General features: G+C 65.6%; 24 protein-coding genes. 12 read left to right on the top strand and 12 right to left on the bottom strand.

The features are described 5' to 3' along the window. Positions 1-27: 27 nt before the first annotated feature. Positions 28-1,110: a YihY/virulence factor BrkB family protein gene (locus tag MTX35_RS01270; RefSeq protein WP_243593214.1), complete on the bottom strand. Its 1,083-nt coding sequence runs from the start codon at positions 1,108-1,110 to the stop codon at positions 28-30. Positions 1,111-1,301: 191 nt separating this feature from the next. Between MTX35_RS01270 and MTX35_RS01265 the strand changes: the two genes are divergently transcribed. Beyond that, entirely contained in the window at positions 1,302-3,041 is a 1,740-nt protein-coding gene (locus MTX35_RS01265; protein ID WP_243593608.1) for a DEAD/DEAH box helicase, read from the top strand. An 89-nt stretch (positions 3,042-3,130) separates the two neighbouring features. Here MTX35_RS01265 and MTX35_RS01260 read toward each other — a convergent pair whose 3' ends face one another. Then, entirely contained in the window at positions 3,131-3,325 is a 195-nt protein-coding gene (locus tag MTX35_RS01260) for a hypothetical protein (RefSeq protein ID WP_027496884.1), read from the bottom strand. Positions 3,326-3,559: 234 nt separating this feature from the next. Between MTX35_RS01260 and MTX35_RS01255 the strand changes: the two genes are divergently transcribed. Both MTX35_RS01255 and MTX35_RS01250 read left to right on the top strand, forming a co-directional pair. Continuing rightward, on the top strand, positions 3,560-4,489 hold the full coding sequence (locus MTX35_RS01255) for a DMT family transporter (RefSeq protein ID WP_243593213.1): 930 nt from the start codon (positions 3,560-3,562) through the stop codon (positions 4,487-4,489). Position 4,490: 1 nt separating this feature from the next. Next, positions 4,491-4,877, top strand: a complete 387-nt coding sequence (locus MTX35_RS01250) for a DUF952 domain-containing protein (RefSeq protein WP_243593212.1) — start codon at positions 4,491-4,493, stop codon at positions 4,875-4,877. A 74-nt stretch (positions 4,878-4,951) separates the two neighbouring features. Here MTX35_RS01250 and MTX35_RS01245 read toward each other — a convergent pair whose 3' ends face one another. Continuing rightward, on the bottom strand, positions 4,952-6,283 hold the full coding sequence (locus MTX35_RS01245) for an RNA polymerase sigma factor (RefSeq protein WP_243593211.1): 1,332 nt from the start codon (positions 6,281-6,283) through the stop codon (positions 4,952-4,954). 159 nt (positions 6,284-6,442) lie between these two features. After that, positions 6,443-7,264: a polyphosphate--glucose phosphotransferase gene (gene ppgK / locus MTX35_RS01240; RefSeq protein WP_243593210.1), complete on the bottom strand. Its 822-nt coding sequence runs from the start codon at positions 7,262-7,264 to the stop codon at positions 6,443-6,445. A gap of 188 nt (positions 7,265-7,452) precedes the next feature. Here ppgK and MTX35_RS01235 point away from each other — a divergent pair, with 188 nt between their 5' ends. Continuing rightward, positions 7,453-8,340 carry an inositol monophosphatase family protein gene (locus tag MTX35_RS01235; protein ID WP_374230226.1) on the top strand — a complete coding sequence of 296 codons (888 nt, stop codon included), beginning with the start codon at positions 7,453-7,455 and terminating at the stop codon, positions 8,338-8,340. Between the two features lie 15 nt (positions 8,341-8,355). Here the strand turns inward: MTX35_RS01235 and cei are convergent, their stop codons facing one another. Further along, complete coding sequence (gene cei / locus MTX35_RS01230; RefSeq protein ID WP_243593209.1) at positions 8,356-9,036, bottom strand: envelope integrity protein Cei; 681 nt, start codon at positions 9,034-9,036, stop codon at positions 8,356-8,358. A 546-nt stretch (positions 9,037-9,582) separates the two neighbouring features. On the opposite strand from cei, the gene MTX35_RS01225 reads away from it, so the two are divergent. Continuing rightward, positions 9,583-9,885 (top strand): DUF4193 domain-containing protein, encoded by a 303-nt coding sequence (locus MTX35_RS01225; protein WP_027496891.1) that lies wholly within the window; start codon positions 9,583-9,585, stop codon positions 9,883-9,885. An 80-nt stretch (positions 9,886-9,965) separates the two neighbouring features. On the opposite strand, the gene MTX35_RS01220 is transcribed toward MTX35_RS01225, so the two are convergent. Beyond that, positions 9,966-10,436, bottom strand: coding sequence for a DUF3093 domain-containing protein (locus MTX35_RS01220; protein ID WP_243593606.1), 471 nt, complete (start codon positions 10,434-10,436; stop codon positions 9,966-9,968). Positions 10,437-10,635: 199 nt separating this feature from the next. Here MTX35_RS01220 and dut point away from each other — a divergent pair, with 199 nt between their 5' ends. Beyond that, entirely contained in the window at positions 10,636-11,109 is a 474-nt protein-coding gene (gene dut, locus MTX35_RS01215; RefSeq protein WP_279393161.1) for a dUTP diphosphatase, read from the top strand. A 64-nt stretch (positions 11,110-11,173) separates the two neighbouring features. After that, on the top strand, positions 11,174-12,016 hold the full coding sequence (locus MTX35_RS01210) for a DUF3710 domain-containing protein (protein ID WP_243593208.1): 843 nt from the start codon (positions 11,174-11,176) through the stop codon (positions 12,014-12,016). Here the strand turns inward: MTX35_RS01210 and MTX35_RS01205 are convergent. Further along, the gene (locus tag MTX35_RS01205) at positions 11,998-12,720 is read right to left on the bottom strand and encodes an alpha/beta fold hydrolase (RefSeq protein WP_374230210.1); all 723 of its coding nucleotides are present in this window, start codon (positions 12,718-12,720) and stop codon (positions 11,998-12,000) included. The two genes, MTX35_RS01210 and MTX35_RS01205, sit on opposite strands and share 19 nt — an antisense overlap. A gap of 205 nt (positions 12,721-12,925) precedes the next feature. On the opposite strand from MTX35_RS01205, the gene MTX35_RS01200 reads away from it, so the two are divergent. Both MTX35_RS01200 and MTX35_RS01195 read left to right on the top strand, forming a co-directional pair. Further along, positions 12,926-13,303, top strand: a complete 378-nt coding sequence (locus MTX35_RS01200) for an OB-fold nucleic acid binding domain-containing protein (RefSeq protein ID WP_243593206.1) — start codon at positions 12,926-12,928, stop codon at positions 13,301-13,303. A 115-nt stretch (positions 13,304-13,418) separates the two neighbouring features. Then, positions 13,419-14,072 (top strand): DUF3159 domain-containing protein, encoded by a 654-nt coding sequence (locus tag MTX35_RS01195; RefSeq protein WP_243593604.1) that lies wholly within the window; start codon positions 13,419-13,421, stop codon positions 14,070-14,072. On the opposite strand, the gene MTX35_RS01190 is transcribed toward MTX35_RS01195, so the two are convergent. Further along, positions 14,046-14,705: a TrkA family potassium uptake protein gene (locus MTX35_RS01190; protein ID WP_243593205.1), complete on the bottom strand. Its 660-nt coding sequence runs from the start codon at positions 14,703-14,705 to the stop codon at positions 14,046-14,048. The two genes, MTX35_RS01195 and MTX35_RS01190, sit on opposite strands and share 27 nt — an antisense overlap. Positions 14,706-14,754: 49 nt before the next feature. After that, on the bottom strand, positions 14,755-15,420 hold the full coding sequence (locus MTX35_RS01185) for a TrkA family potassium uptake protein (RefSeq protein WP_243593204.1): 666 nt from the start codon (positions 15,418-15,420) through the stop codon (positions 14,755-14,757). Positions 15,421-15,596: 176 nt separating this feature from the next. Here MTX35_RS01185 and MTX35_RS01180 point away from each other — a divergent pair, with 176 nt between their 5' ends. Both MTX35_RS01180 and MTX35_RS01175 read left to right on the top strand, forming a co-directional pair. Then, positions 15,597-17,594 (top strand): APC family permease, encoded by a 1,998-nt coding sequence (locus MTX35_RS01180; protein ID WP_243593203.1) that lies wholly within the window; start codon positions 15,597-15,599, stop codon positions 17,592-17,594. Further along, positions 17,591-18,862 (top strand): class I SAM-dependent RNA methyltransferase, encoded by a 1,272-nt coding sequence (locus tag MTX35_RS01175; protein ID WP_243593202.1) that lies wholly within the window; start codon positions 17,591-17,593, stop codon positions 18,860-18,862. The genes MTX35_RS01180 and MTX35_RS01175 overlap by 4 nt, the downstream gene beginning before the upstream one ends. A gap of 16 nt (positions 18,863-18,878) precedes the next feature. Here MTX35_RS01175 and MTX35_RS01170 read toward each other — a convergent pair whose 3' ends face one another. Next, positions 18,879-19,040 carry a hypothetical protein gene (locus MTX35_RS01170; RefSeq protein WP_243593201.1) on the bottom strand — a complete coding sequence of 54 codons (162 nt, stop codon included), beginning with the start codon at positions 19,038-19,040 and terminating at the stop codon, positions 18,879-18,881. Between the two features lie 25 nt (positions 19,041-19,065). Here MTX35_RS01170 and MTX35_RS01165 point away from each other — a divergent pair, with 25 nt between their 5' ends. Further along, positions 19,066-19,587, top strand: a complete 522-nt coding sequence (locus MTX35_RS01165) for a CGNR zinc finger domain-containing protein (RefSeq protein WP_243593200.1) — start codon at positions 19,066-19,068, stop codon at positions 19,585-19,587. A 22-nt stretch (positions 19,588-19,609) separates the two neighbouring features. Here the strand turns inward: MTX35_RS01165 and MTX35_RS01160 are convergent, their stop codons facing one another. Together MTX35_RS01160 and MTX35_RS01155 are read right to left on the bottom strand one after the other, a co-directional pair. Then, positions 19,610-20,449 carry an ABC transporter permease gene (locus MTX35_RS01160; protein ID WP_243593199.1) on the bottom strand — a complete coding sequence of 280 codons (840 nt, stop codon included), beginning with the start codon at positions 20,447-20,449 and terminating at the stop codon, positions 19,610-19,612. Further along, positions 20,446-21,453: an ATP-binding cassette domain-containing protein gene (locus MTX35_RS01155; protein ID WP_243593198.1), complete on the bottom strand. Its 1,008-nt coding sequence runs from the start codon at positions 21,451-21,453 to the stop codon at positions 20,446-20,448. Before MTX35_RS01155 ends, MTX35_RS01160 begins: the two co-directional genes overlap by 4 nt. Positions 21,454-21,477: the final 24 nt, after the last annotated feature.

The raw sequence follows: 21,477 nt of genomic DNA, 5'->3' as shown, positions 1-21,477 counted from the left end.
CGAAAATGAGTCCGCCGGACCCGACTGTCACGGAGACGGTTCGGGTCGGTCGGATCGTTGCCGGTCACCGACGACTCTGATCGGTGCCGTGACTTTGATCGGCCCTGTGGCCAGGCGTCGCGCGACCGCGGTCACCGGTCCCGACGGCTTGTCGTCCGCAGCCGCCTGCGCAGCGATCCACTCACGCATTTGATCCATTCGAGTTGCTCGGGCAGGCCAGAACTCCTGGATCGTGGCGTTGAACTCGGCTCCGAGGACCACGGCGAAGCCGAGGAAGAACGTGAACAGCAGAAACGCGATCGGCGTTGCCAACGCACCGTAGGTGTAGCCGGTGCTGGTGACCCAGGTCAGGTACCGGCGAAGTACGGCACTGGCAATCATGAAGAACACACCGGCCAGCAGTGCTCCGCCGAGCAGACGATGCCACGGCAGTGAGGTGTGCAACGCCAGCTTGTACAACGTGGTCAGGCCGATGATCAGCAGCAGACCCACGGCGGGGTAGTACATGAAGTCGACGAGTTCGCTGCCGACGGTGAGCCACGAATCGGGCAGTATCTGTTGGACGTACACCGGCCCGAGTGCGACGAGCGGAAGCACGAACACCGCGATGATCAGGAAGCCGACGTACAGGAGCAGCGCGAAGAACCGCTGCCACACGGGATTTCGCGCGTCGGCTTGTCCGTGTGCTTCGACGATGGAGTCCACGAAGGTCGAGATCGCCGACGAGCCGGCCCACAGTGAGAGCAGAAAGCCCACCGAGACGATCTCGCCACTGCCCTGTGCGAGTACGTCTCGGACGGTCGGTGCGATGATCTGATCGACGACACTGCTACTGAAGAGCGTGTTGCTGAACGTGATGATCTTGGACTCGATGATCTGGACGGTGTTCGGACCGAACCATCCACCGACGAATCCGAGACTGCCGAGTACGCCGAGAAGCAGCGGTGGCAGCGACAGTGTCTGCCAGAAGGCGGCAGTCGCAGCCTTGCTGAAGATCGAATCGTCCCAGGCTTTGCTCAGAGTGCGAAGAATCACTTTCCACACCGCACGGAGCGGCCTTCGCGCCGACAACCGTTCCGGTGGTGGAGTTCCTCCTGCAGACTCGCTCATGGTGTCTCCAGCATTCCTGACGAGAGGCGACTTCGCCTAACGACCCGCCCCGCCGTGTCGCATCCGACTCACCCCAGCGATGCGGGATAGGTCGGTGCGGAGCGATAGGCTCCTCGGCGGACACTGCAGGGCTACCGAGAGCGCGAGGAATTCACATCGATGCCAGGAACCGGCGGCCAGTGAGCGCTGACATGTTCGATCCCACACCACCATCCACCGAGCAGACGGCAGCTCCCGTGAGCGGGGGAGCGCCGCTGCGCGCGTGGCAGCGGCGTGCGCTGACGAAGTATCTCGTCGCCTCGCCCAAGGACTTCCTGGCCGTTGCGACGCCGGGCGCAGGCAAGACGACCTTCGCTCTACGCGTGGCCGCAGAGTTGCTCGCCCACCGAACCGTCGATCAGGTCACCGTCGTCGCACCTACCGAGCACCTCAAGCACCAGTGGGCCGAGTCGGCAGCCAGGGTGGGCATCGCACTCGATTCGCGCTTCTCGAACTCGACCGGTCAGACCTCGAGCGACTATCACGGCGTGGTGGTGACCTACGCGCAGATCGCCTCGCATCCGTTCAAGCACCGCGTGCGCACCGAGTCCCGCAAGACTCTCGTGATCCTCGACGAGATTCACCACGGAGGTGACGCGAAGAGCTGGGGCGAAGGTATTCGCGAAGCGTTCGGAGACGCGACCCGACGTCTCGCGTTGACCGGCACGCCGTTCCGTAGCGACGACAGCCCCATCCCGTTCGTCAACTACGAGCCGGATCAGGACGGGGCGATGCGGTCGAAGGCCGATCACGCGTACGGCTACTCCGATGCTCTGGCCGACGGAGTCGTCCGGCCTGTCGTGTTCCTCGCCTACTCCGGCGAGGCGCGGTGGCGTGACAGTGCGGGTGAGGAATACACCGCTCGGCTGGGTGAGCCGCTCAATGCCGAACAGACCGCGCGAGCGTGGCGCACTGCGCTCGATCCACAGGGCGACTGGATGCCCGCCGTGCTGCTGGCTGCGAACACACGGCTGGGTCAGTTGCGAGCGGGTGGCATGCCCGATGCAGGCGGATTGGTCATCGCAACCGATCAGACGGTAGCCCGGGCCTACGCAAAGCTGATCGAGGTGATCACGGGGGAGACGCCGGCGATCGTGCTCTCGGACGACCCCACGTCCTCGGCGCGGATCGCGGCGTTCGGCAAGAGCGACCAGCGCTGGATGGTTGCCGTCCGCATGGTGTCGGAGGGGGTCGACGTTCCGCGTCTGGCCGTCGGCGTCTACGCGACCAGTGCGTCGACGCCGCTGTACTTCGCGCAGGCGATCGGTCGATTCGTGCGGTCGCGTCGCAAAGGCGAGACCGCAAGCGTGTTTTTGCCGTCGGTACCGGTTCTGCTGGACCTCGCGTCGCAGCTCGAGGCGCAGCGCGATCACATTCTCGGCAAACCGCACCGCGAGAAGGACGGTTTCGACGACGACTTGTTGGCCGACGCCAACAAGCAGAAGGACGAGCTGGGCGAAGAGGAGAAGGCGTACACCTCGCTCGGTGCGGATGCCGAGCTCGATCAGGTGATCTACGACGGTTCCTCGTTCGGCACGGCGACGTTCTCGGGCAGCGACGAGGAAGCCGACTACCTGGGTCTGCCCGGCTTGCTCGACGCCACACAGATGCGTGACCTGCTGCGCCAACGCCAGCAGGAGCAGATCGACAAGCCGGCAGCGGGGCCCGCAGTTCCGGTGCCCCCCGTCGTCAACGACAGGGCCAGCAGTGCGGGCCAGTTGGCCGGCCTGCGGCGTGAACTGAACAGTTTGGTCGCGGTGTACCACCATCGGACCGGGAAGCCGCACGGTGTCATTCACGGCGATCTGCGGCGCATCTGTGGTGGGCCGCCGACGGCGATGGCCTCGGCCGATCAGTTGGGTGAGCGCATCGCCCAGCTCCGCAAGATGTAGCGGCACGAAAAAGACGGACGGTCCGTGGACCATCCGTCTTTTTCGTGTTCGATCGTGGCGAACCTGAATTCCCCCGACGTGGCGGTGCGTTACACCGTGGAGTCCGATTCGGTCATCACCGTTGCGTTCACTTCACGCAAACGGGCTTCGTGCTCGGTGGCGTGGTGACCGCAGAAGAGAAGCTCTCCACCGGTCGAGAGCACGACACGCGCGCGAGCCCCTGCACCGCACCGGTCGCACCGGTCCGCTGCTGTCAATTGTGGGCTGGTCAATGTTCCGGGCATGACTCCTCCGTACTGGCTTGCGGGTTGTCCCGTTCGCCTGGGGCCGGTCCGCCGCGTCGGTATGGCGCGGTTCGTTCACTCTGTCAGACGTATGGCGGTCACGCGTTGTTCCCGAGCGCGTTTCTTTGTGTTGTCACTAACACGAAACATGGCTCACGAGCAGGAACGTCGCGGAAACTGTTCGCTGAGAGCTGATCGGTGTTCGCCGTGAGTCGCGGCAGTAGGGTCACCGGTGTGGCTTCGACTTCTCCTACGCTCTCCGGCACATCGAAGCTGGGTATTCCGTCGCTGTTCGTGATCGGCGCGGTGTGCATGTACGTCGGTGCGGCGATCGGTGTGTTCTTGTTCGACACCGTCGATCCGGCCGCGGTGGCGTGGCTCCGCGGGTTCGGTGCGGCGCTGGTGTTGGTGCTCTGGCGTCGACCGTGGCGGCAGCGGGCCGGTGTCGGTGGTGTCTGGACCGTGCGGCGACTGATCACCGCTGCTGCGTTCGGTGGTGCGACGATCGGCATGAACGTGATGTTCTACGAGGCGATCGCCAGGCTCCCGCTCGGCGCGGCGGTGGCCATCGAGTTTCTGGGGCCGATAGCGGTCGCTGCGGCGGGGTCGAGAAGACCTGTCGATGTGTGCGCGTTGCTTCTCGTGGTCGCCGGTGTCGGCGCGATCGCCTCCGCGCAATTCGAGGGTGGCGAGGTGGGGTTGATCGGCATCGCGTTCGCGCTCGGCTCGGCCGCTCTGTGGGCGGCCTACATCGTGCTCGGCAAATCGGTTGCCGATGCAGGTCAGGGTCTCGACGACATGGCGGCCGGGTTCGGCATCGCGTCCCTGCTGCTCGCCGTACCGTTGTTCGGACCGTTTGCGCTTGCGCACACCACCTCGTTGGGAGACTGGCGGATCTGGGTTCTCGGACTGGGCGTCGGGTTGCTGGCGAGTGTGGTGCCCTACGTTCTCGATCAGTACGTCCTGGTGCGCGTGGGTCGGGCCCGCTTCGCGTTGCTGCTGGCGCTGCTCCCGGCAACCGCCACGGTGGTCGGTGCCGTGATGCTGACTCAGATCCCCACGGCTCTCGAGGCACTCGGGATCGCAGCCGTCATCGCGGCGGTGGTCGTCGGTGGACTGCCGACTCGGAACGATCGCGGTGTTGCCGACATTCCGCCGCCCTGACATGCAGTCGACACTGCAGAATGGAACTGTGACCAGTAAGCACGACGACCTCGTTCACATCTGTACCGCAGGGGAGTGGCTGTCCATGCGTGGGCAGGCCGACTACACCCCGGACACGTACGACGCCGTGGGGTTCGTCCACCTGTCCACACCCGAACAAGTGCACTTGCCCGCGAACCGCCTCTTCTCCGGCCGCACGGATCTGGTTCTGCTGCGCGTTGACCCGGCTCGTCTGACGGCTCCGGTCCGGTGGGAACCGGGGGTTCCTACGGATCCGCAGTCCATGCTGTTCCCGCATCTGTACGGACCGCTGACGATCGCGGCAGTCGTTGCGGTACTCGACTATCGGCCCGGCCCCGACGGAACATTCGGGGTGCCGCGGATATGACGGCTCTGTCGTGTCGACGACAACGACCGCCGATCATGGTGATCGACGGTCGTAGTTCGGGTGAATCGGACGAGTCAGTCCAGGTAGTCGCGTAGTACCTGTGACCGAGACGGGTGCCGCAGCTTCGACATGGTCTTGGACTCGATCTGACGGATTCGCTCGCGAGTGACGCCGTACACCTGGCCGATCTCGTCGAGGGTGCGAGGCTGACCGTCCGTGAGACCGAAGCGCAGACGAACCACGCCCGCTTCGCGCTCGGACAGCGTCTCGAGAACCGACTGCAGCTGATCCTGCAGGAGAGTGAACGACACTGCGTCGACGGCGACGACTGCCTCGGAGTCCTCGATGAAGTCGCCGAGCTGGCTGTCGCCCTCGTCACCGATGGTCTGGTCGAGCGAAATCGGCTCACGCGCGTACTGCTGGATTTCCAGCACCTTCTCCGGCGTGATGTCCATTTCCTTCGCGAGCTCTTCGGGAGTGGGTTCGCGACCCAGGTCCTGAAGCAGCTCTCGCTGGATGCGGCCGAGCTTGTTGATGACCTCGACCATGTGCACCGGGATACGGATGGTGCGGGCCTGGTCGGCCATGGCCCGGGTGATCGCCTGACGGATCCACCACGTGGCGTATGTCGAGAACTTGTAGCCCTTGGTGTAGTCGAACTTCTCGACCGCGCGGATGAGACCGAGGTTGCCTTCCTGAATGAGATCCAGGAAAGCCATGCCGCGGCCGGTGTAGCGCTTGGCGAGGGAGACGACGAGTCGAAGGTTCGCTTCGAGAAGGTGGTTCTTGGCGCGGTTGCCGTCACGGCAGATCCACGTCATGTCCCGACGCTGCGCAACGGGGAGCTTCTCGCCCTTCTCCGCGGACTCACGCATCTTTTCGACTGCGAACAGGCCTGCCTCGATGCGCTTGGCGAGCTCGACTTCCTCTTCCGCGTTGAGAAGAGCAACCTTGCCGATCTGCTTGAGGTACGCACGAACGGAGTCTGCGGATGCGGTGAGCTCGGCATCCTTGCGGGCCTGGCGCAGTGCCTCGGACTCTTCTTCGTCCCAGACGAAGTCGCCGGACGCCTTGTCCTCGGCCGTCGGCTCGGTGGTGGCGTCCTCTTCGGTGTCGTCACCGGCCGCGACCACCTCGACGACGTCGTTGGCGGCGGCAGCGAGGTCGCCCTCGGAGATGTCGATGTCTTCGATCCCCGGGGTGCTCTCGTCGGCGTCGTCCCCGGTCGCCGGTGTTGCTGCTGTCTTCTTTGCTGCGGCCTTCTTCGCCGGTGCCTTCTTGGCCGCGGCGCGCTTGGCGGGTGCCTTCTTGGCCGGTGCCTTCGCAGCGGGTGCCTTGACAGCAGGTGCAGGTGCCGCAGACTCGGTTTCGGAATCTACGGTCTGACGGATATCGGTGGCTGCCACGTACGCCCTTTCGTGACGAAGTCGTGCGGCGTCACGCCAGAGTTGTTTCCGGCGGAGAGGTCTTCGGATTCGGCCGGCTGCGTACCGGCACACACCATTGTAACGACCTCTCAGGAGTTTGTTACCGACCCTCGCCCTACGCAGGTGGCTACCCGCGTGTCAGTCCACCGATCCTGCGGACGTGTCGGTCTCGGCCGACGGCACGGCGGTGTCCGCCGCGAGTGCGGCACCGACGATGCCGGCAGTGTTCAGCAGGGTTGCCGGAACCACGGGCGTGCGATTGGTCAGGTGCGGAATCCACTTCTCGCTCTTGCGGCTGATGCCGCCACCGGCGATGAACAGATCCGGCCACAACAGAGCCTCGAACGCCTCGAGAACCGTCGAGACCTCCTTGGCCCACTCCTTGTAGGACAAGTCCTGGTTCTCTTTCACCGACGACGCAGCACGGTGCTCGGCTTCCTTGCCGCCGATCTCCATGTGACCGAACTCCGTATTGGGCAGCAGAACTCCGTTGTGCAGCACGGCCGAGCCGATTCCCGTGCCGAACGTCAACAGCACGACGACGCCGTCCTTGCCCTTGCCTCCGCCATACTTGTCCTCTGCCACTCCGGCCGCATCGGCATCGTTGAGCACGGTGACGCTGTCGGTGCCGATGGCCTTCGCGAACAACGCGCGAGCGTCGGTGTCGATCCAGGACTTGTCGATGTTGGCGGCCGAGCGAGCGACACCGTTGGTCACCACGGCGGGGAGTGTGACTCCCACCGGACCGGTCCACTCGAAGTGCGCGACGATCTCCGCCACCGTGCGCGCAATGGCATCGGGGGTCGACGGCTGGGGTGTCTGGATCTTGTAGCGGTCGCCGACGAGCTCGCCGGTGCTCAGATCGACTATGCCGCCTTTGATGCCGCTGCCGCCGACGTCGACGCCGAATCCGTGGCGCGCCGCCCCGGCGGTGGTGTTGTCCGAACCTGCCTGTGTCATGTGGATGCCGCTCCTGGACTGATCGAATCCTTGTGGTGCCGTCGCCTCCGAACAATAGTGTGGTTTCGGTGCACGCGGCACGACGACGTCACCGCCTCTCGCTGCGGTGGTGCTCGGACGCCGGTGTGTGTTGCGATGTACGTGTGCCGACACCAGACGAATCGCAGAACGACACCGCCAGTACGCAATTGCCGGGAGAGCACCGGGCAGCGCAGGGATCGACCACCCGTGAGGTGGACGTTCTGCACGAGGTTGCCGTTCGGGTCGCGACGCGAGCCGCCGAGCACGTTCGGCTCCGACGCCCGCAGGTGTTCGACGGCACGTCGAACGAGGGTGACGGCGCGGTGCAGTCCAAGAGCACACCGACCGATCCGGTGACGGTCGTGGACACCGAAACCGAGCGCGTCCTGCGCGAGTTGCTCGCGCAGCTGCGGCCGGATGATGCGATTCTCGGGGAGGAGGAAGGCAGCGAGGACGACTCGCTCGACGGTGTGCGGTGGGTGCTGGACCCGATCGACGGAACCGTGAACTTCATGTACGGAATCCCCGCCTACGCGGTGTCGGTTGCCGTTCAGATCGACGGAGTCAGTGTCGCGGGGGCCGTGGTCGACGTCGCGCGTGAACTCGTCTACTCCGCTGCTCTCGGGCGCGGTGCCACGGTGCAGCGAACCGACGGCACCCGGGAGCAACTTGCGTGTTCGGGTGTCACCGACGTGTCGATGACGTTGCTGGCCACCGGATTCGGCTACGGATCACGGCGACGTGCGGTGCAGGGAGCGATCATCTCCGAACTGCTGCCCCAGGTGCGCGACATCCGCCGAATCGGGTCGGCAGCGCTCGATCTCTGCATGGTGGCGTCGGGGGCGGTCGACGCTCACTTCGAGCACGGGCTCAGTCCCTGGGACTGGGCGGCGGGCGCACTGATCGCGGCCGAGGCGGGCGCGGTGGTCAGACTGCCCGCTGCGAACTCGACCAGCGCCCAGGGTGCTGCAACGGTAGCCATGGCCCCGGGCATCTCGGACGACTTCCTGGCCGTACTGCGCAGCGCAGGCGCTCTCGATCCGATTCCCGGCTGACGCGACGACACGACCTCAGCAGCGTGACTCGCGTGCCGCCGAGAGCAGGTCGGCATCGAGCGGCGCAGGCTCGGCCCCGGGTGCAGCACTCGCAAGAGTGCGCAGGACTTCCTCGGCGTCGTCGTTCGGCTGGATCTCGCTGAAGTAGGTGCCCAACGCCAGATCGACCGAGTCGTCGGTGCGGGCGTCTTCGATGAGCTCGGCGCAGGGTGCGACCAGCCACACCGCGCTGGCGGCAGCCGAACCGGCGGCACCGAAGCGGATCTGGCCCTGGCACTGCATGTTCTGGTCTACGTAGACCGGATCGTTGCCGACCTGGACGTCCGGTGCACTCGCGAAGCCGTAGTCGATCAGTTGGGCGGCGACGAGGGCGGCCTGTCCGCGCTCACCGTTGGCGTTGAACACACGCACCTTGGACGCGGACAGTGCGGCGGGCTGGACGTCGAGCAACGTCGTCGGGTCCACTTCCCCGCCGAGCGGCACCGGCTGCGTGCCGTCGGTCGCAGCGGTGGTGGTGGGCGCATTGCATTCGGCGGTTGCCGAGGTGGCCTCGGAGGTGGTGAACACCTTGACCCACACGATCACTCCGAGCAGAGCAAGCACGGTGAAGACCGCGATGATGGGGAACGCTCGGCGTCGACGGAACGGACGACCTCGGCCGTCGACCGAATGGCCTTCGGTGATCAGAGAAACCACGGTTGATCTTCGCCTTTCCGTCGGCACACGCCGAGACCGGTCCACAGAGTCGGTTCACACCGACGCGGTGCCTACTGTAGATGCCCGCGCTGCCCGAGGACGGCACACTCGGCCCGACCCTCCTCGATCGGCGTGCGCAGCGACTGTTTCACCGCGCGAAACCGGCGTCGAGATGCCTTCTGCGGGTCGCGGAATGAAGCCGCTCGTCCCGGTGTTGTTGCGGCGTGCACACAGGTAATGGACTCATCGGCGGTTCGGTTTCAACTTTGTCACCGGCTTCGGCTATTGTCTGGCGGCCGCGGTGCTTCAAGAATCGGACGCCGGTGCATCATCGATCAGGTGAGCGAGGTCTCGATCGGGTTTCAACCGGCGAGTTCTGGGAACTACCCGGTGTAGTTTCGGGCACCGCGCGACGACGAACGATTTCGAACAGATACGAACATCGGTGGGAGCGAGCAAGCGCCCTCTTCACAGCCGACGGCCACAAGCCGACCACATCGGCAGCTTCCACCACACACACGCACGAAGATGAGGGGTACGAGAACAATGGCAACCGACTACGACGCACCGAGAAGAACAGAATCCGACGACGTGTCGGAGGACTCGCTCGAAGAACTGAAGGCCCGACGCAACGAGGCCCAGTCGGCCGTCGTCGACGTGGACGAGTCCGACACCGCGGAATCGTTCGAGCTTCCGGGCGCTGACCTGTCCGGCGAGGAGCTCTCGGTACGAGTGGTTCCCAAGCAGGCCGACGAATTCACGTGTTCGAGCTGCTTCCTGGTCCATCACCGCAGCCGACTGGCCAGCGACGCCAACGGCGTACTGATGTGCCGCGACTGCGCGGCGTGACCTTTTTCGCACAGGCCTGATCGAGTAGCTCGGGTCTGTGCAGATCAGGACTGTGCAGATCGGTGCGGACTGTCGGGGGTTCAGCGCGCTTCGACGCCGTGCGCGGTCAGGACCGCCAAGAGCTCCTCGGGCCGTTTGGTGCTGACCAGCCAGTACGGCGTCGGGTCGTCCGGATCGTCGAGGACGACGATCACCATCTGCTTCACCCAGGTGCGGTGCTGCACGAAGGCCAATGGATCGAGTTGCCTTCCCAGCGCCGCACTTTTTGCTGTCGCGGGTACGACGGCCGCCTTGGCTGCAACGTCGAGCGGCAGATGTGCCTTCCCGACACGCAGCTCGGCACCGGTCGAGCCTGCATCGGCGACCACCTCGACGCGCAGCCTGCTGAAGGCGAACAGAGCCCATGCGATCAGCGGGAGCAACAGGACGTAGGGGAGCCACGCTCGGATTCCCGGAGCGCCCATGTGGATCTCTGCGGCGAGCAACACCGCCACGGCCGCGCCCGCTGCCCACCACCAGATCGGCACCCACAGCCGCTCGGAATAGTGCACCGTTCCGGCGGGTGCCGGTGATCCGGTGCGGGCAGTGGAGTCGCCGGATTCCGACGCGTGTTCGGCCTGTCGATCTGCAGTCACGAGCTCCAGGGTAGTCGCCACACCGACGGGGGAGCGGGCCCGCGTAGTCTCGGTCGACGTGAGCGACGAAGTCACCGAGTCCGGCACCGAGCCGTCCGACCCCAGATTCCCGACCCTGCCGTGGCCTACGGATCCGGTGTCCGAAGTTCGTGTACGCCGACTCGATCGGGACCTACCGGTACCCGCACGTGCGCACGAGGGTGATGCAGGCGTCGATCTGCGCATCACGGCTCCGGTCACGATCGAGCCTGGTCAGCGAGTCCTGGTGGGGACCGGAATAGCGATCGCACTCCCGCTCGGAACCGTCGGGCTGGTGCATCCGCGCTCCGGGTTGGCGGCCAAGTCGGGACTCTCCGTGGTCAATACCCCAGGAACCATCGATGCCGGATACCGGGGCGAGATCAAGGTCTGCCTGATCAATCACGATCTGCACACCCCGATCGTGCTCGAGCGTGGCGACCGCGTCGCTCAGCTGATCGTGCAGCGAGTCGAACTGGTGACGTTCGTCGAGGTCGACGAGCTGGACGACACCGTTCGCGGGGCCGGTGGTCATGGTTCGACCGGCGGGCATGCAAGTCTGAACCAGTGAGTTCCGCCACGACGTCGGCCGTCGGCAGGCACAGTGGAAACAACCGAGAAGAAGAGAGCTGAACATGTTCGGACGGCGTAAGAAGAACGACGCCGGCAGTGCCTCCGCGCCCGGTGTGGAGCCATTCGTCGACGGTGTCGAAGACGAGGACGTCGATGGCGAGGCCGCAACGACGGCCGCCGACGGGCCCCACGATCTCGAGGACCTCGACGACGATCGCGAGACCGTCGCCAAGACCAGACTCGACCTCGGTTCGGTGTTGATTCCGCTGCCGGAGGGCGGTCAACTCCAGGTCGAGATGTCGCAGGCAGGTACCCCGCAGGCAGTGCACATCGTGACGCAGTTCGGACGCATCACCATCGCTGCCTACGCGGCACCGAAATCCCCTGGTCAATGGCGCGAGGTTGCTGCCGACCTGGCGACGTCGTTGCGCAACGACAAGGCCGAGACCACAGTGGAGACGGGTCCGTGGGGCCGCGAACTGCTCGGCGTCACGGCCAACGCGGACCTGCGCTTCATCGGAGTCGACGGGTATCGCTGGATGGTCCGCTGCGTTCTGGCCGGCCCCTCGGGTGCCGTGGGTGAGGGCCAACCTCTCGTTCGACTGGCGCACACGATCCTTCGCCAGACCGTGGTGGACCGGGGTACCGACCCACATCCGGTGCGCACCCCGCTGCCGGTGGTGTTGCCGCAGGTGCTGGCGGAGCAGCTTGCTGCGGCAGCACAGCAGCAAGCTGCCGCTCAGCAGACTGCAACGCAACGGGCGGCTCAGCCCGAGGCTGCGGTTCCGTCTGCGGAACCTGTTGCGCCGCAGCAGGATTCGGTTCCGCAATCCACCGCCGCCGAGCGTGATCGTGCGCCGCGTCGGGGTGCGTCGGGATCGGCGATTCAGCAGCTGGGCGGGTGAGTCGACCGCCTGTCGAGACCGTCGACGGCGGCCCGGCCGAGGCATCCCGGGTCGCGCCCGATTTCGTCCAGGGTCACCGTACGCAGCTCGCAGTTCGGTAGCGCCCGCGCCCACTGTCGAGCTACCTCGATCGGATGGACCGCGTCGTCCACTGCGCCCACGACGATGGCAGGGAGCTCGATCCGAGCGAGTTCATCGGGTTCGAGGCTGCGATGGCGAGCCGCTTCGTCCAGCGCGTCGGGAAGGGCGGGCCACTGGGCCGCCCAGGACCTCCGCAGAGTGCGCGCGAGCCACGGCGGGCTCGACGCCGCCATTGCCGCAATGACCGCGTCGAGTCCTTGTTCACGCAACGATCGGGCGGTGAATTCCGCGCTCAGGGCAGCAGGGGAGCCGGTCGGGTCGCCGGTCCACGCCGGCAGCGCGAGCGCAAGGGCCGTGGTGTTCGATGCGTGGTCGGCAGCCCATCGAACCGCGACGGCTGCGCCGAGGGATATCCCCGCGACCACGATGCGTCCGTGTCGATCCGCCGCGTCGTCGAGGGCGGACAGGTAGCTCTGCACCACATCGGCCGGGTCGGGTTCGACCGCGATGGTGGTCAATCCCACACTGTCGAATGCTGCCGAGAACGCGTCGGCGGCGAACCGGGCGTCGGACCCCGTCCCCGGTAGAACGATCGCGGTACGGGTGTCGAATCGGCTGTGCACGACACGATTGTGCACGCCTGCCGACACCGCGTCGGCACTGGTTGGCCAGCGTGACACTTCGGGTCTACAGTGGCGAAGTACCCACCCTGACGCGGGAAACCCCCACGTCGCCGCAACTGCTCCGCCGGGAGTGCAGCCTGCGGAACGACCCATACTGCGGGCTCGTGGAGCCCGCGGAACGACCCCCACACCGCTGGAGCGCACCATGGCACCCGCTGCCGCAGGATACTTTCGCCGCCTGACGCGAAAGTTGACAGAGGACATCGATCAACTCGATGCCGAGGAGATGGCCGAAACCTCCGAAGCCTCGGGGGCTCGGCGCGCGTGCGACTGCTCGCGCGGCGAGGAAGTCACGATGTTCGGCCGGTTGCGCAGCGTCGAAGCCTGTTCGAAGGCGGCCAATGCCAATATCGAGGCCGAGTTCTTCGACGGCACCGACACGGTGACGCTGCTCTGGATCGGACGTCGCAAGATCGCGGGAATCGAGCCCGGTAAGACTCTGCTCGTTCGCGGACGCGTCGGCGAACGCGACGGACGCAAGATCGTCTACAACCCTTACTACGAACTGCGCGACGACAGCTGATCGTCGCCGGTATGGCACTCTCGTTGTCGTGACCAACAGCGACGATTCCGTGCCGCCCCCGCCGACGTCGAACACGCCGGAACCCGCGCCCGACGCGTCGGCCACGGCCGAGAAGGTGGCTCCCACCGTCCTCGAGCAGCTCGGTGGATTGAGCGGGCTGGCCTACTCCACGCTGCCCGTTCTCGTGTTCGTTCCGGTGAACAGCTACGCAAATCTCGCCGCCGCTCTGTGGGCCGCTCTTGGCGTCGCTGCTGCGGTATTGGTGTGGCGACTGGTTCGTCGTAGTCCCATCCAACCCGCCATCTCGGGGTTCTTCGGGGTGGGTATCTGTGCGTTCATCGCGTATCGGACGGGGGATGCCAAGGGCTACTTCCTTTTCGGCATCTACACCTCGCTGGTCTACGGCGCTGCGTTCGTGTTGTCGGTGCTTGCACGCTGGCCGCTGGTCGGCATCATCTGGGGATACCTCAACGGCAAGGGAACGTCGTGGCGTGGCAACCGGACGGCCGTGCGCTACTACGACGTGGCCACCATCGCCTGGGCGTCGGTGTTCGGTGCCCGGTACATCGTGCAGTCACAGCTCTACGACTCCGACCAGACGGGCTGGCTCGCCGTTGCCCGCATCGGGATGGGTTGGCCACTGACTGGAGTGGCGCTCCTGGTCACACTCTGGGCGGTGCGTTCGGCCGATCGCGCGCTCGACGCGACATCGACCGCGGACCGGGGCGTCGAGCAGCTGCCCTCAGATCAGGCCGACCGCGGCGCGTAGTTCGTTCTCCACCTCTTTCGATGCGACGAATAGCAGTTCGTCGCCACCTTCGAGTGGATCGTCGTGCTGCGGAACGATCACGCGGCCGCCGCGCAGAATCGTCACCAATGCTGCGTCCCTGGGCAGTTGGAGCTTGCGGACCGGCTTACCCGCGAGAGGAGTGTTCTCCGGCAGTGTGATCTCGACGAGGTTGGCCTGGCCTTTGCGGAACGTCATCAAGTGCACGAGATCGCCCACTGAGACAGCTTCTTCGACCAGTGATGCGAGCATGCGCGGCGTCGACACTGCGACATCGACGCCCCAGGCAGCGTCGAACAGCCATTCGTTGCGCGGATCGTTGACTCGGGCGACCACGCGGTTGACACCGAACTCGGTCTTGGCCAGCAGGCTGAGCACGAGATTGGCCTTGTCGTCGCCGGTGGCAGCGATCACCACATCGTAATTTTCGAGGTGGGCGGCTTCGAGCAGACTCAGCTCGCACGCGTCGGCGAGCACCCATTCCGCTTCCGGGATGGCGGCCTGATCGACGTGGTCGAGTTTGCGTTCGAGGAGCATCACATCGTGTTCGCTGCGGATCAACTCGCGTGCGATGGATCTGCCGACTGCGCCGGCTCCGGCGATGGCGACTTTCATGGCTTCCCGTTCGGGTCGATGGGGGAGGTGGGGAACGTGCGCGCGGGCATCAGTTGTCCGAGGGCGGAGCGTTGCCCGCCAGCGCAATGGCTTCGGCGACGGTGCCCGAGACCGCGGCGACGTACACCTCGTCACCGGCTTGGATGACGGTGCGCTTGTCCGGTAACAGTCCGCCGCCGAATCGGATGACGAACGCGGCCCGCGAGTTGGTGGCTTCTTCGAGTACCGAGAGCTTCTTGCCGATCCAGGCGTCGTGGAAGTCGAGCAGGACGACGGCGACGCTGCCCGACGGATCGCGCCACTTCGTCGTGGGGTCGTCGCGCAGCAGGTTGTGCAGAAATCGATCGGTGGCCCAGGGCACGGTGGCGACCGTCGGGATGCCGAGCCGCTCGTAGACGGCGGCGCGTTTGGCGTCGTAAATTCGCGCGACCACTTTGTCGACGCCGAACGTCTCGCGTGCGACGCGGGCGGAGATGATGTTCGAGTTGTCGCCGGACGATACGGCCGCGAATGCCTCGGCCTTCTCGATTCCCGCGCTCACCAGCACATCTCGGTCGAATCCCATGCCGATCACGCGATGCCCGCTGAAGTCGGGATCGAGACGTAGAAATGACGTTTCGTCGCGGTCGATTATCGCAACCTCGTGGCCGATGCGCTCGAGGGCACCGGCCAGCGATGCGCCGACACGGCCGCATCCCATCACAACTACGTACAACGTCCAGCTCCGTCCCGATCTCGATGGTCGATCACTGCCGACCGACACTGCCATGACCGGCAGGCGTGCACCAACGTATCGGGGGATCGGCCACCGTACGGATCGAGGGTGCGCTCCGACGCAGTTTCGGGCGCGTGGTTGAGACGCCCGTAGGAGGACGGCCTACGCTTCTGTGCGTGTCCAAGGTCTCGACTGCCGCCAAGCGGCTCGTGCTCGGTAAGCCGTTCCGCAGCGACAAGCTCGGTCACACGTTGCTTCCCAAGCGAATCGCGTTGCCGGTCTTCGCCTCGGACGCCATGTCCTCGGTGGCATACGCGCCCGAAGAGATCTTTCTCGTGCTCTCCGTCGCGGGCATCTCGGCCGTCGCGTTCACCCCGTGGATCGGTCTTGCCGTCTGCGTGGTGATGGCGGTGGTGGTAGCCAGCTACCGACAGAACGTGCACGCCTACCCCTCGGGTGGCGGCGACTACGAAGTCGCCACCACGAACCTCGGCCCCGCGGCCGGACTGACGGTCGGTAGCGCACTGCTGGTCGACTACGTGCTGACCGTGGCGGTGTCGATCTCGGCGGCCGCGTCGAACATCGGGTCCGCGGTGCCCTTCGTGGCCCAGCACAAGGTGCTGTTCGCTGTCGTGGCCATCGTCCTGGTCACCTCCATCAACCTCCGTGGCATCCGGGAGTCCGGAACTGCGTTCGCCATCCCGACATACGCCTTCATGGGAGGCATGGTCCTGATGCTGGGGTGGGGCCTGTTCCGGGTCTACGTCCTCGGCGACGACATCCATGCCGAGTCGGCGGCCTTCGATCTGAGGGCCGAAGATTCGCACCTGTACGGCATCGCCTTCGCCTTCCTCATCGCGCGAGCGTTCTCGTCCGGTTGCGCGGCACTGACCGGAGTCGAGGCCATCAGCAACGGGGTACCGGCATTCGAGAAGCCGAAGTCGCGCAATGCCGCGACGACGCTGCTGCTGCTCGGGGTCATCGGGATCACACTGCTGATGGGCATCATCCTGCTCGCACAGAAGATCGGCATCAAATACGCCATGGACCCCGAGTACCAGTTGGTCGGCGCGCCGGAGGGCTACCAACAGAAGACGCTCATCGCGCAGCTGGCCGAGTCGGTCTTCAGCGGATTCCCCATCGGATTCTTCTTCATCACCACCGTCACCGCCCTCATTCTCGTTCTTGCGGCCAACACTGCGTTCAACGGTTTCCCGGTCCTGGGTTCGGTGCTGGCACAGGATCGGTATCTGCCGCGCCAGCTGCACACTCGCGGTGACCGCCTGGCCTTCAGCAACGGCATTCTCTTCCTGTCCGGAGCCGCGATCGCATTCGTCGTCGTGTTCGGCGCCGAGGTCACCAAGCTCATTCAGCTCTACATCGTCGGTGTGTTCGTCTCGTTCACCCTCAGTCAGACCGGCATGGTTCGGCACTGGACGCGGCTGTTGGCCACCGAGACCGATCCCGAGCAACGCCGGCGCATGCAGCGCTCGCGGGTGGTCAACGGTGTCGGTCTCGGCATGACCGGAACGGTGCTGGTCATCGTGTTGATCACCAAGTTCGCCGCCGGTGCGTGGATCGCGATCGTGGCGATGGTGGCGATCTTCGTACTGATGCGCATGATCAGAAAGCACTACGACACCGTGGCTCGCGAGCTCGAGAACGAGGAATGGGACGGAGTGCTGCCCAGCCGGACGCACTCGATCGTGTTGGTCTCGAAGCTGCACATGCCGACCCTGCGCGCGTTGGCGTACGCCCGGGCGACCAGGCCTGACACCCTCGAGGCCGTGACCGTCAACGTCGACGAAGCCGACACACGTGCGCTGGTCAGGGAGTGGGAGGCCAGTGACGTCTCGGTGCCGCTCAAGGTCGTCGAGTCGCCCTACCGCGAGGTCACCAAACCGGTCCTGGACTACGTCAAACGGGTTCGCCGCGATTCACCGCGCGACGTCGTCACCGTCTTCATTCCCGAATACGTGGTGGGGCACTGGTGGGAGCAGGTTCTGCACAATCAGAGCGCACTGCGACTGAAATCTAGATTGCTGTTTCAGCCGGGCGTGATGGTCACCAGTGTGCCGTGGCAGCTGCGGTCCTCCGAGAAGGCCAAACGTGAAGTGCTCGGCAATGCACCGGGCGCATCGCGTCGCGGCTACGAGCCACCGGTGGGCAAGTGAGCGAGAGCTGGTTCGGGCTGCTGCTCGAGGTCGAACTCGGAGCACCCGGACACGGTGGATTCTGTGTGGCCCGTCATGACGGCCGGGTGATGTTCGTGCGCCACGGATTGCCCGGCGAACGGGTGGTGGCCAGGGTGACCGAGGACCGAGGCGGGTCGTTCTGCCGCGCCGACGCCGTCGAGATTCTGTCGGCATCTCCGGACCGGGTGGACGCGCGCTGCCCCATCTCCGGACCGGGTGGCTCGGGCTGTTGCGACTATTCCCACGCCACGGCCGATGCCGGACGGCGTATGAAGGCCTTCGTCGTGGCCGAGCAGCTGCGCCGTGTCGCCGGAATCGAGCGTGACGTGCGGGTCGAGGAACTGCCGGGGACCGGCGACGGCACCGGGTGGCGAACCCGCGTGCGGCTTGCTGTCGATTCCGGCGGGCGGCCCGGCTACCACCGGTATCGGAGCAGCTCGATCGTCACCGAATTGTCCTGTCCGCAAATGGATTCCGCGGCCTTCGACGGTCTGTCGGAGCAGCAATGGCGGCCGGGTGCCGAGTTGCAGGTGGCCCTCGACGGGGATGGTGAGCGGCACGTGGTGGAGATCGCCCCGGCGCAGCACTCGTCCACCGGACGCCGATCGCCGGGCCGCCGGGGCGCGTCGGCGCGCCGGGCAGCGTCGTCTCGGTCCAGGCCGGAGAAAGCCGTGATCGGATCGGGTCGTGTGACGGAATACGTCTCGAACAGGGCGTGGACCCTCGACGCCACCGGGTTCTGGCAGGCCCACCGCGGCGCGCCGCAGGTGTACACCGATGTGGTGGGGGAGTGGGCGGACGCCGTTGCAGGTGACGGTGCCTGGGATCTGTACGGCGGTGTAGGTTTGTTCGCGGCAGCGCTGGCCCATCGGGTCGGGTCGACGGGCCGGGTGGCCAGTGTCGAATTCTCCCGTCGCGCCGCCGAGGACGGCCGTTCGGCGCTGCACGATCTGCCGCAGGTCTCGTTCGTTCCGGGGCGGGTCGAGCGCTCGATCGACGCGTTGGCCGAACCGGTGTCGGTGGCGGTGCTGGATCCACCGCGTGCGGGAGCCGGCCGAGACGTGATCGCCGCCCTCGCCGCCAGGTCTCCCCGCTCGGTGGTGCACGTCGGATGCGATCCGGCGTCGTTCGCACGAGATGCGAGCCTGTATCGGGGCGCGGGATACGAACTCGTCGACATGCGCGCGTTCGATGCGTTTCCCCTGACCAGTCATGTCGAGTGCATCGGCCGTTTCGTTCGACGGTGAGGGCTGCGGCGACCGATCAGGCCCGGTGCGCAATTTCGGCGACCGGGGCGAAGGTGTGCGTGGGAACGGTCACGATGCGCTGGGCACCGCACCGGCATCCCTGGTACCCGACGAGGCCCTCGCTGGTGTCGTGGGTGGAGTGGGTGGTCCAGGTGTGTGCGATGTGTTCTGTATCCATGCGTCCATCGTGATGTAATGGTCTTGTGCACATCAACCCTTACGGCGAATACGCAGTGAAACTCGGCATCGACCTGCTCAACTCGCCACCCACGTCGGCGACCGAACTGGGCAACCGCTGCGTCGACGCGGGCCTCGTACCGGACTGGACGGCAACCGAGGCCGATCTGCTGGACACCCTCGAGTTCCTGCGTGACTGGGCGCGGGTGGTGGACGCAACCACCGACAACGAACGGGCCGACGCGCTCAACGCGCTTCTGGCACAGGCGTCGGCGTACCCGCGCTTGACCAACCATGCCGACGACGGCTGGCACATGCACTACCGCGACCCCAACATCGAACTCGGTGGCGTCATCAGGGCGTTGGTGAGTGTCGGCACAGCGTTGCATCTGACCGGACGCGGTATGTCTCGCCTCGACCGCTGCGCGGCAGCCGACTGCACTCTCGCTTTCGCCGACACCTCGAGAACCGGCAGACAGCGGTACTGCGGAACGGTGTGCTCGAACCGCGATGCGGTACGTAGACATCGAGCACGCGCCGCCTCGTGATCGAGGCTGCGCACCGGGTTCGCTAGGACTTTCGGTTGTACAGGCGCATCGTGATCGGCCCGAACACCGCCAGCAACACCGCGCACAGCATCAGCGTCATTCCCAGCTGACCGGTGTCGACGTCGCCCTGCATCAGGCCACGCAGGGACGTGACCAGAAAGCTGACCGGATTGACGTCGACGAACGCCCGCAGCCAACCGGGCATCGTGGCGGGGTCAACAAAGATGTTGCTCGCGAAAGTGAGTGGAAACAGGATGAACATCGACACGCCCATCACCGCGGCCTCGGTGCGCACGATCATAGCGATCATCGTCCAGATCCAGGACAGGCAGAACGAGAACACCAGCAGCAGCGCGATCGAGGCCACGACCCCGACGACGCCGCCCTGCGGCCTGAAGCCGAGTATCAATCCGAGGATCAGCACGATCACCGACGCCAGCGTGTAGCGAACGACGTCACCGAGCAGCGCGCCGACCAAGGGTGACGGACGCCAGATGGGCAGCGAACGGAACCGGTCGAACACGCCCTTCTCGATGTCCTTGTTCATGGTCACGCCGGTGTACATCGTGATCATCACCACGGTCTGGACGAGGATGCCGGGGAGCAGGAACTGGATGTACGCCTGAGTCGACCCCGCCAGTGCGCCACCGAACAGGTAGGTGAAGAGCAACGTGAACATGATGGGGAAGGCCGTCACATCGAACAACTGCTCGGGTACGTGCTTGATCTTGAGCAGCGCTCGCCACCCGAAGCTCAGCGACGTGGACAACGACGACGGGCGCGGTGGACGAGGCCCGGCCGCACCGAGCACGTCGATGATGGTCGTTGCCCGTGGCGTCGACTGCTGGGCTTCCGCGGTCATGACGCGACCTCCTTGTCGGATTCGATTGCCGAGCCGGCATCGGCCCCATGCGTCGTTCCCGCAGGCTCCACTCCTGCCCCGTGCCCGGTGAGGGCCAGAAACACCTCGTCCAAACTCGGTTGGCCAAGGGTGAACGACGCGATGGGAATACCCGCCGCTTCGAGTGCGGGCAGCACGGGCGCGGCCTGTGCCGGGTTGTCCAACCGCGCGGTGACGGTGGACGGGTCCGGATCCTCGATGACGTTGTTGCCGACCAGATCTCGCAGGATTTGTGCGGCAACCGTTCGCTGGGCCGAGTCGAGGACCCGTAGGTGCAGCGAATTCGATCCCACCGATGCCTTCAGCTCACCCGTCGTCCCTTCTGCGATGACCTTGCCGCGATCGATGACTGCGACACGCCCGGCCAGTTGATCGGCCTCGTCCAAATACTGTGTCGTCAGCAACACCGTCGTCCCGCCTGCGACCAACGCGCGGACGATCTCCCACACGTGGTTTCGGCTGCGGGGGTCGAGTCCGGTGGTGGGTTCGTCGAGGAAGATCAGTTCTGGAGTGACGATGATGCTGGCGGCGATATCGATGCGACGGCGCATGCCGCCGGAGTAGGTCTTGACCTGTCGCGGCCCGGCGTCGGCGATGTCGAACGCCGTCAGCAACTGTTCGGCTCGTGATCGGGCGGCCGGCCGTGAGTAGCCGAGGAGACGAGCGAGCAGCACCAGATTCTCCGTACCGGTGAGATCCTCGTCCAGGGAAGCGAATTGCCCTGTCAGAGCGACCTTCTGCCGTACGGCCTCCGGTTCGCTCGCCACATCGTGACCCAGGACTCGGGCGCTGCCGCCGTCGATCGGCAGCAGGGTGGCCAGCATCCGGATGGTCGTCGTCTTCCCTGCGCCGTTCGGCCCGAGCACGCCGTAGACACCACCGGACGGAATGGACAGATCGACTCCGTCGACAGCGACGTTCGTTCCGAAACGTTTGACCAGACCGTGTGTCTCGATCGCCGCCATGTCTCTCGATTCCTCCTGTGGGCC

The sequence above is a fragment of the Rhodococcus sp. ARC_M12 genome (assembly GCF_022810385.1).
In the GTDB taxonomy this organism is placed as follows: domain Bacteria; phylum Actinomycetota; class Actinomycetes; order Mycobacteriales; family Mycobacteriaceae; genus Rhodococcoides; species Rhodococcoides navarretei.
This window is presented reverse-complemented; position numbering and strand designations above follow the sequence as displayed.

Bases quoted from the DNA above. Each gene is read 5' to 3' on its own strand.
- MTX35_RS01270 (WP_243593214.1), bottom strand. From the start codon at position 1,110: ATGAGCGAGTCTGCAGGAGGAACTCCACCACCGGAACGGTTGTCGGCG.
- MTX35_RS01265 (WP_243593608.1), top strand. From the start codon at position 1,302: ATGTTCGATCCCACACCACCATCCACCGAGCAGACGGCAGCTCCCGTG.
- MTX35_RS01260 (WP_027496884.1), bottom strand. From the start codon at position 3,325: ATGCCCGGAACATTGACCAGCCCACAATTGACAGCAGCGGACCGGTGC.
- MTX35_RS01250 (WP_243593212.1), top strand. From the start codon at position 4,491: ATGCAGTCGACACTGCAGAATGGAACTGTGACCAGTAAGCACGACGAC.
- ppgK (WP_243593210.1), bottom strand. From the start codon at position 7,264: ATGACACAGGCAGGTTCGGACAACACCACCGCCGGGGCGGCGCGCCAC.
- MTX35_RS01225 (WP_027496891.1), top strand. From the start codon at position 9,583: ATGGCAACCGACTACGACGCACCGAGAAGAACAGAATCCGACGACGTG.
- MTX35_RS01210 (WP_243593208.1), top strand. From the start codon at position 11,174: ATGTTCGGACGGCGTAAGAAGAACGACGCCGGCAGTGCCTCCGCGCCC.
- MTX35_RS01200 (WP_243593206.1), top strand. From the start codon at position 12,926: ATGGCACCCGCTGCCGCAGGATACTTTCGCCGCCTGACGCGAAAGTTG.
- MTX35_RS01190 (WP_243593205.1), bottom strand. From the start codon at position 14,705: ATGAAAGTCGCCATCGCCGGAGCCGGCGCAGTCGGCAGATCCATCGCA.
- MTX35_RS01170 (WP_243593201.1), bottom strand. From the start codon at position 19,040: ATGGATACAGAACACATCGCACACACCTGGACCACCCACTCCACCCAC.
- MTX35_RS01160 (WP_243593199.1), bottom strand. From the start codon at position 20,449: ATGACCGCGGAAGCCCAGCAGTCGACGCCACGGGCAACGACCATCATC.
- MTX35_RS01155 (WP_243593198.1), bottom strand. From the start codon at position 21,453: ATGGCGGCGATCGAGACACACGGTCTGGTCAAACGTTTCGGAACGAAC.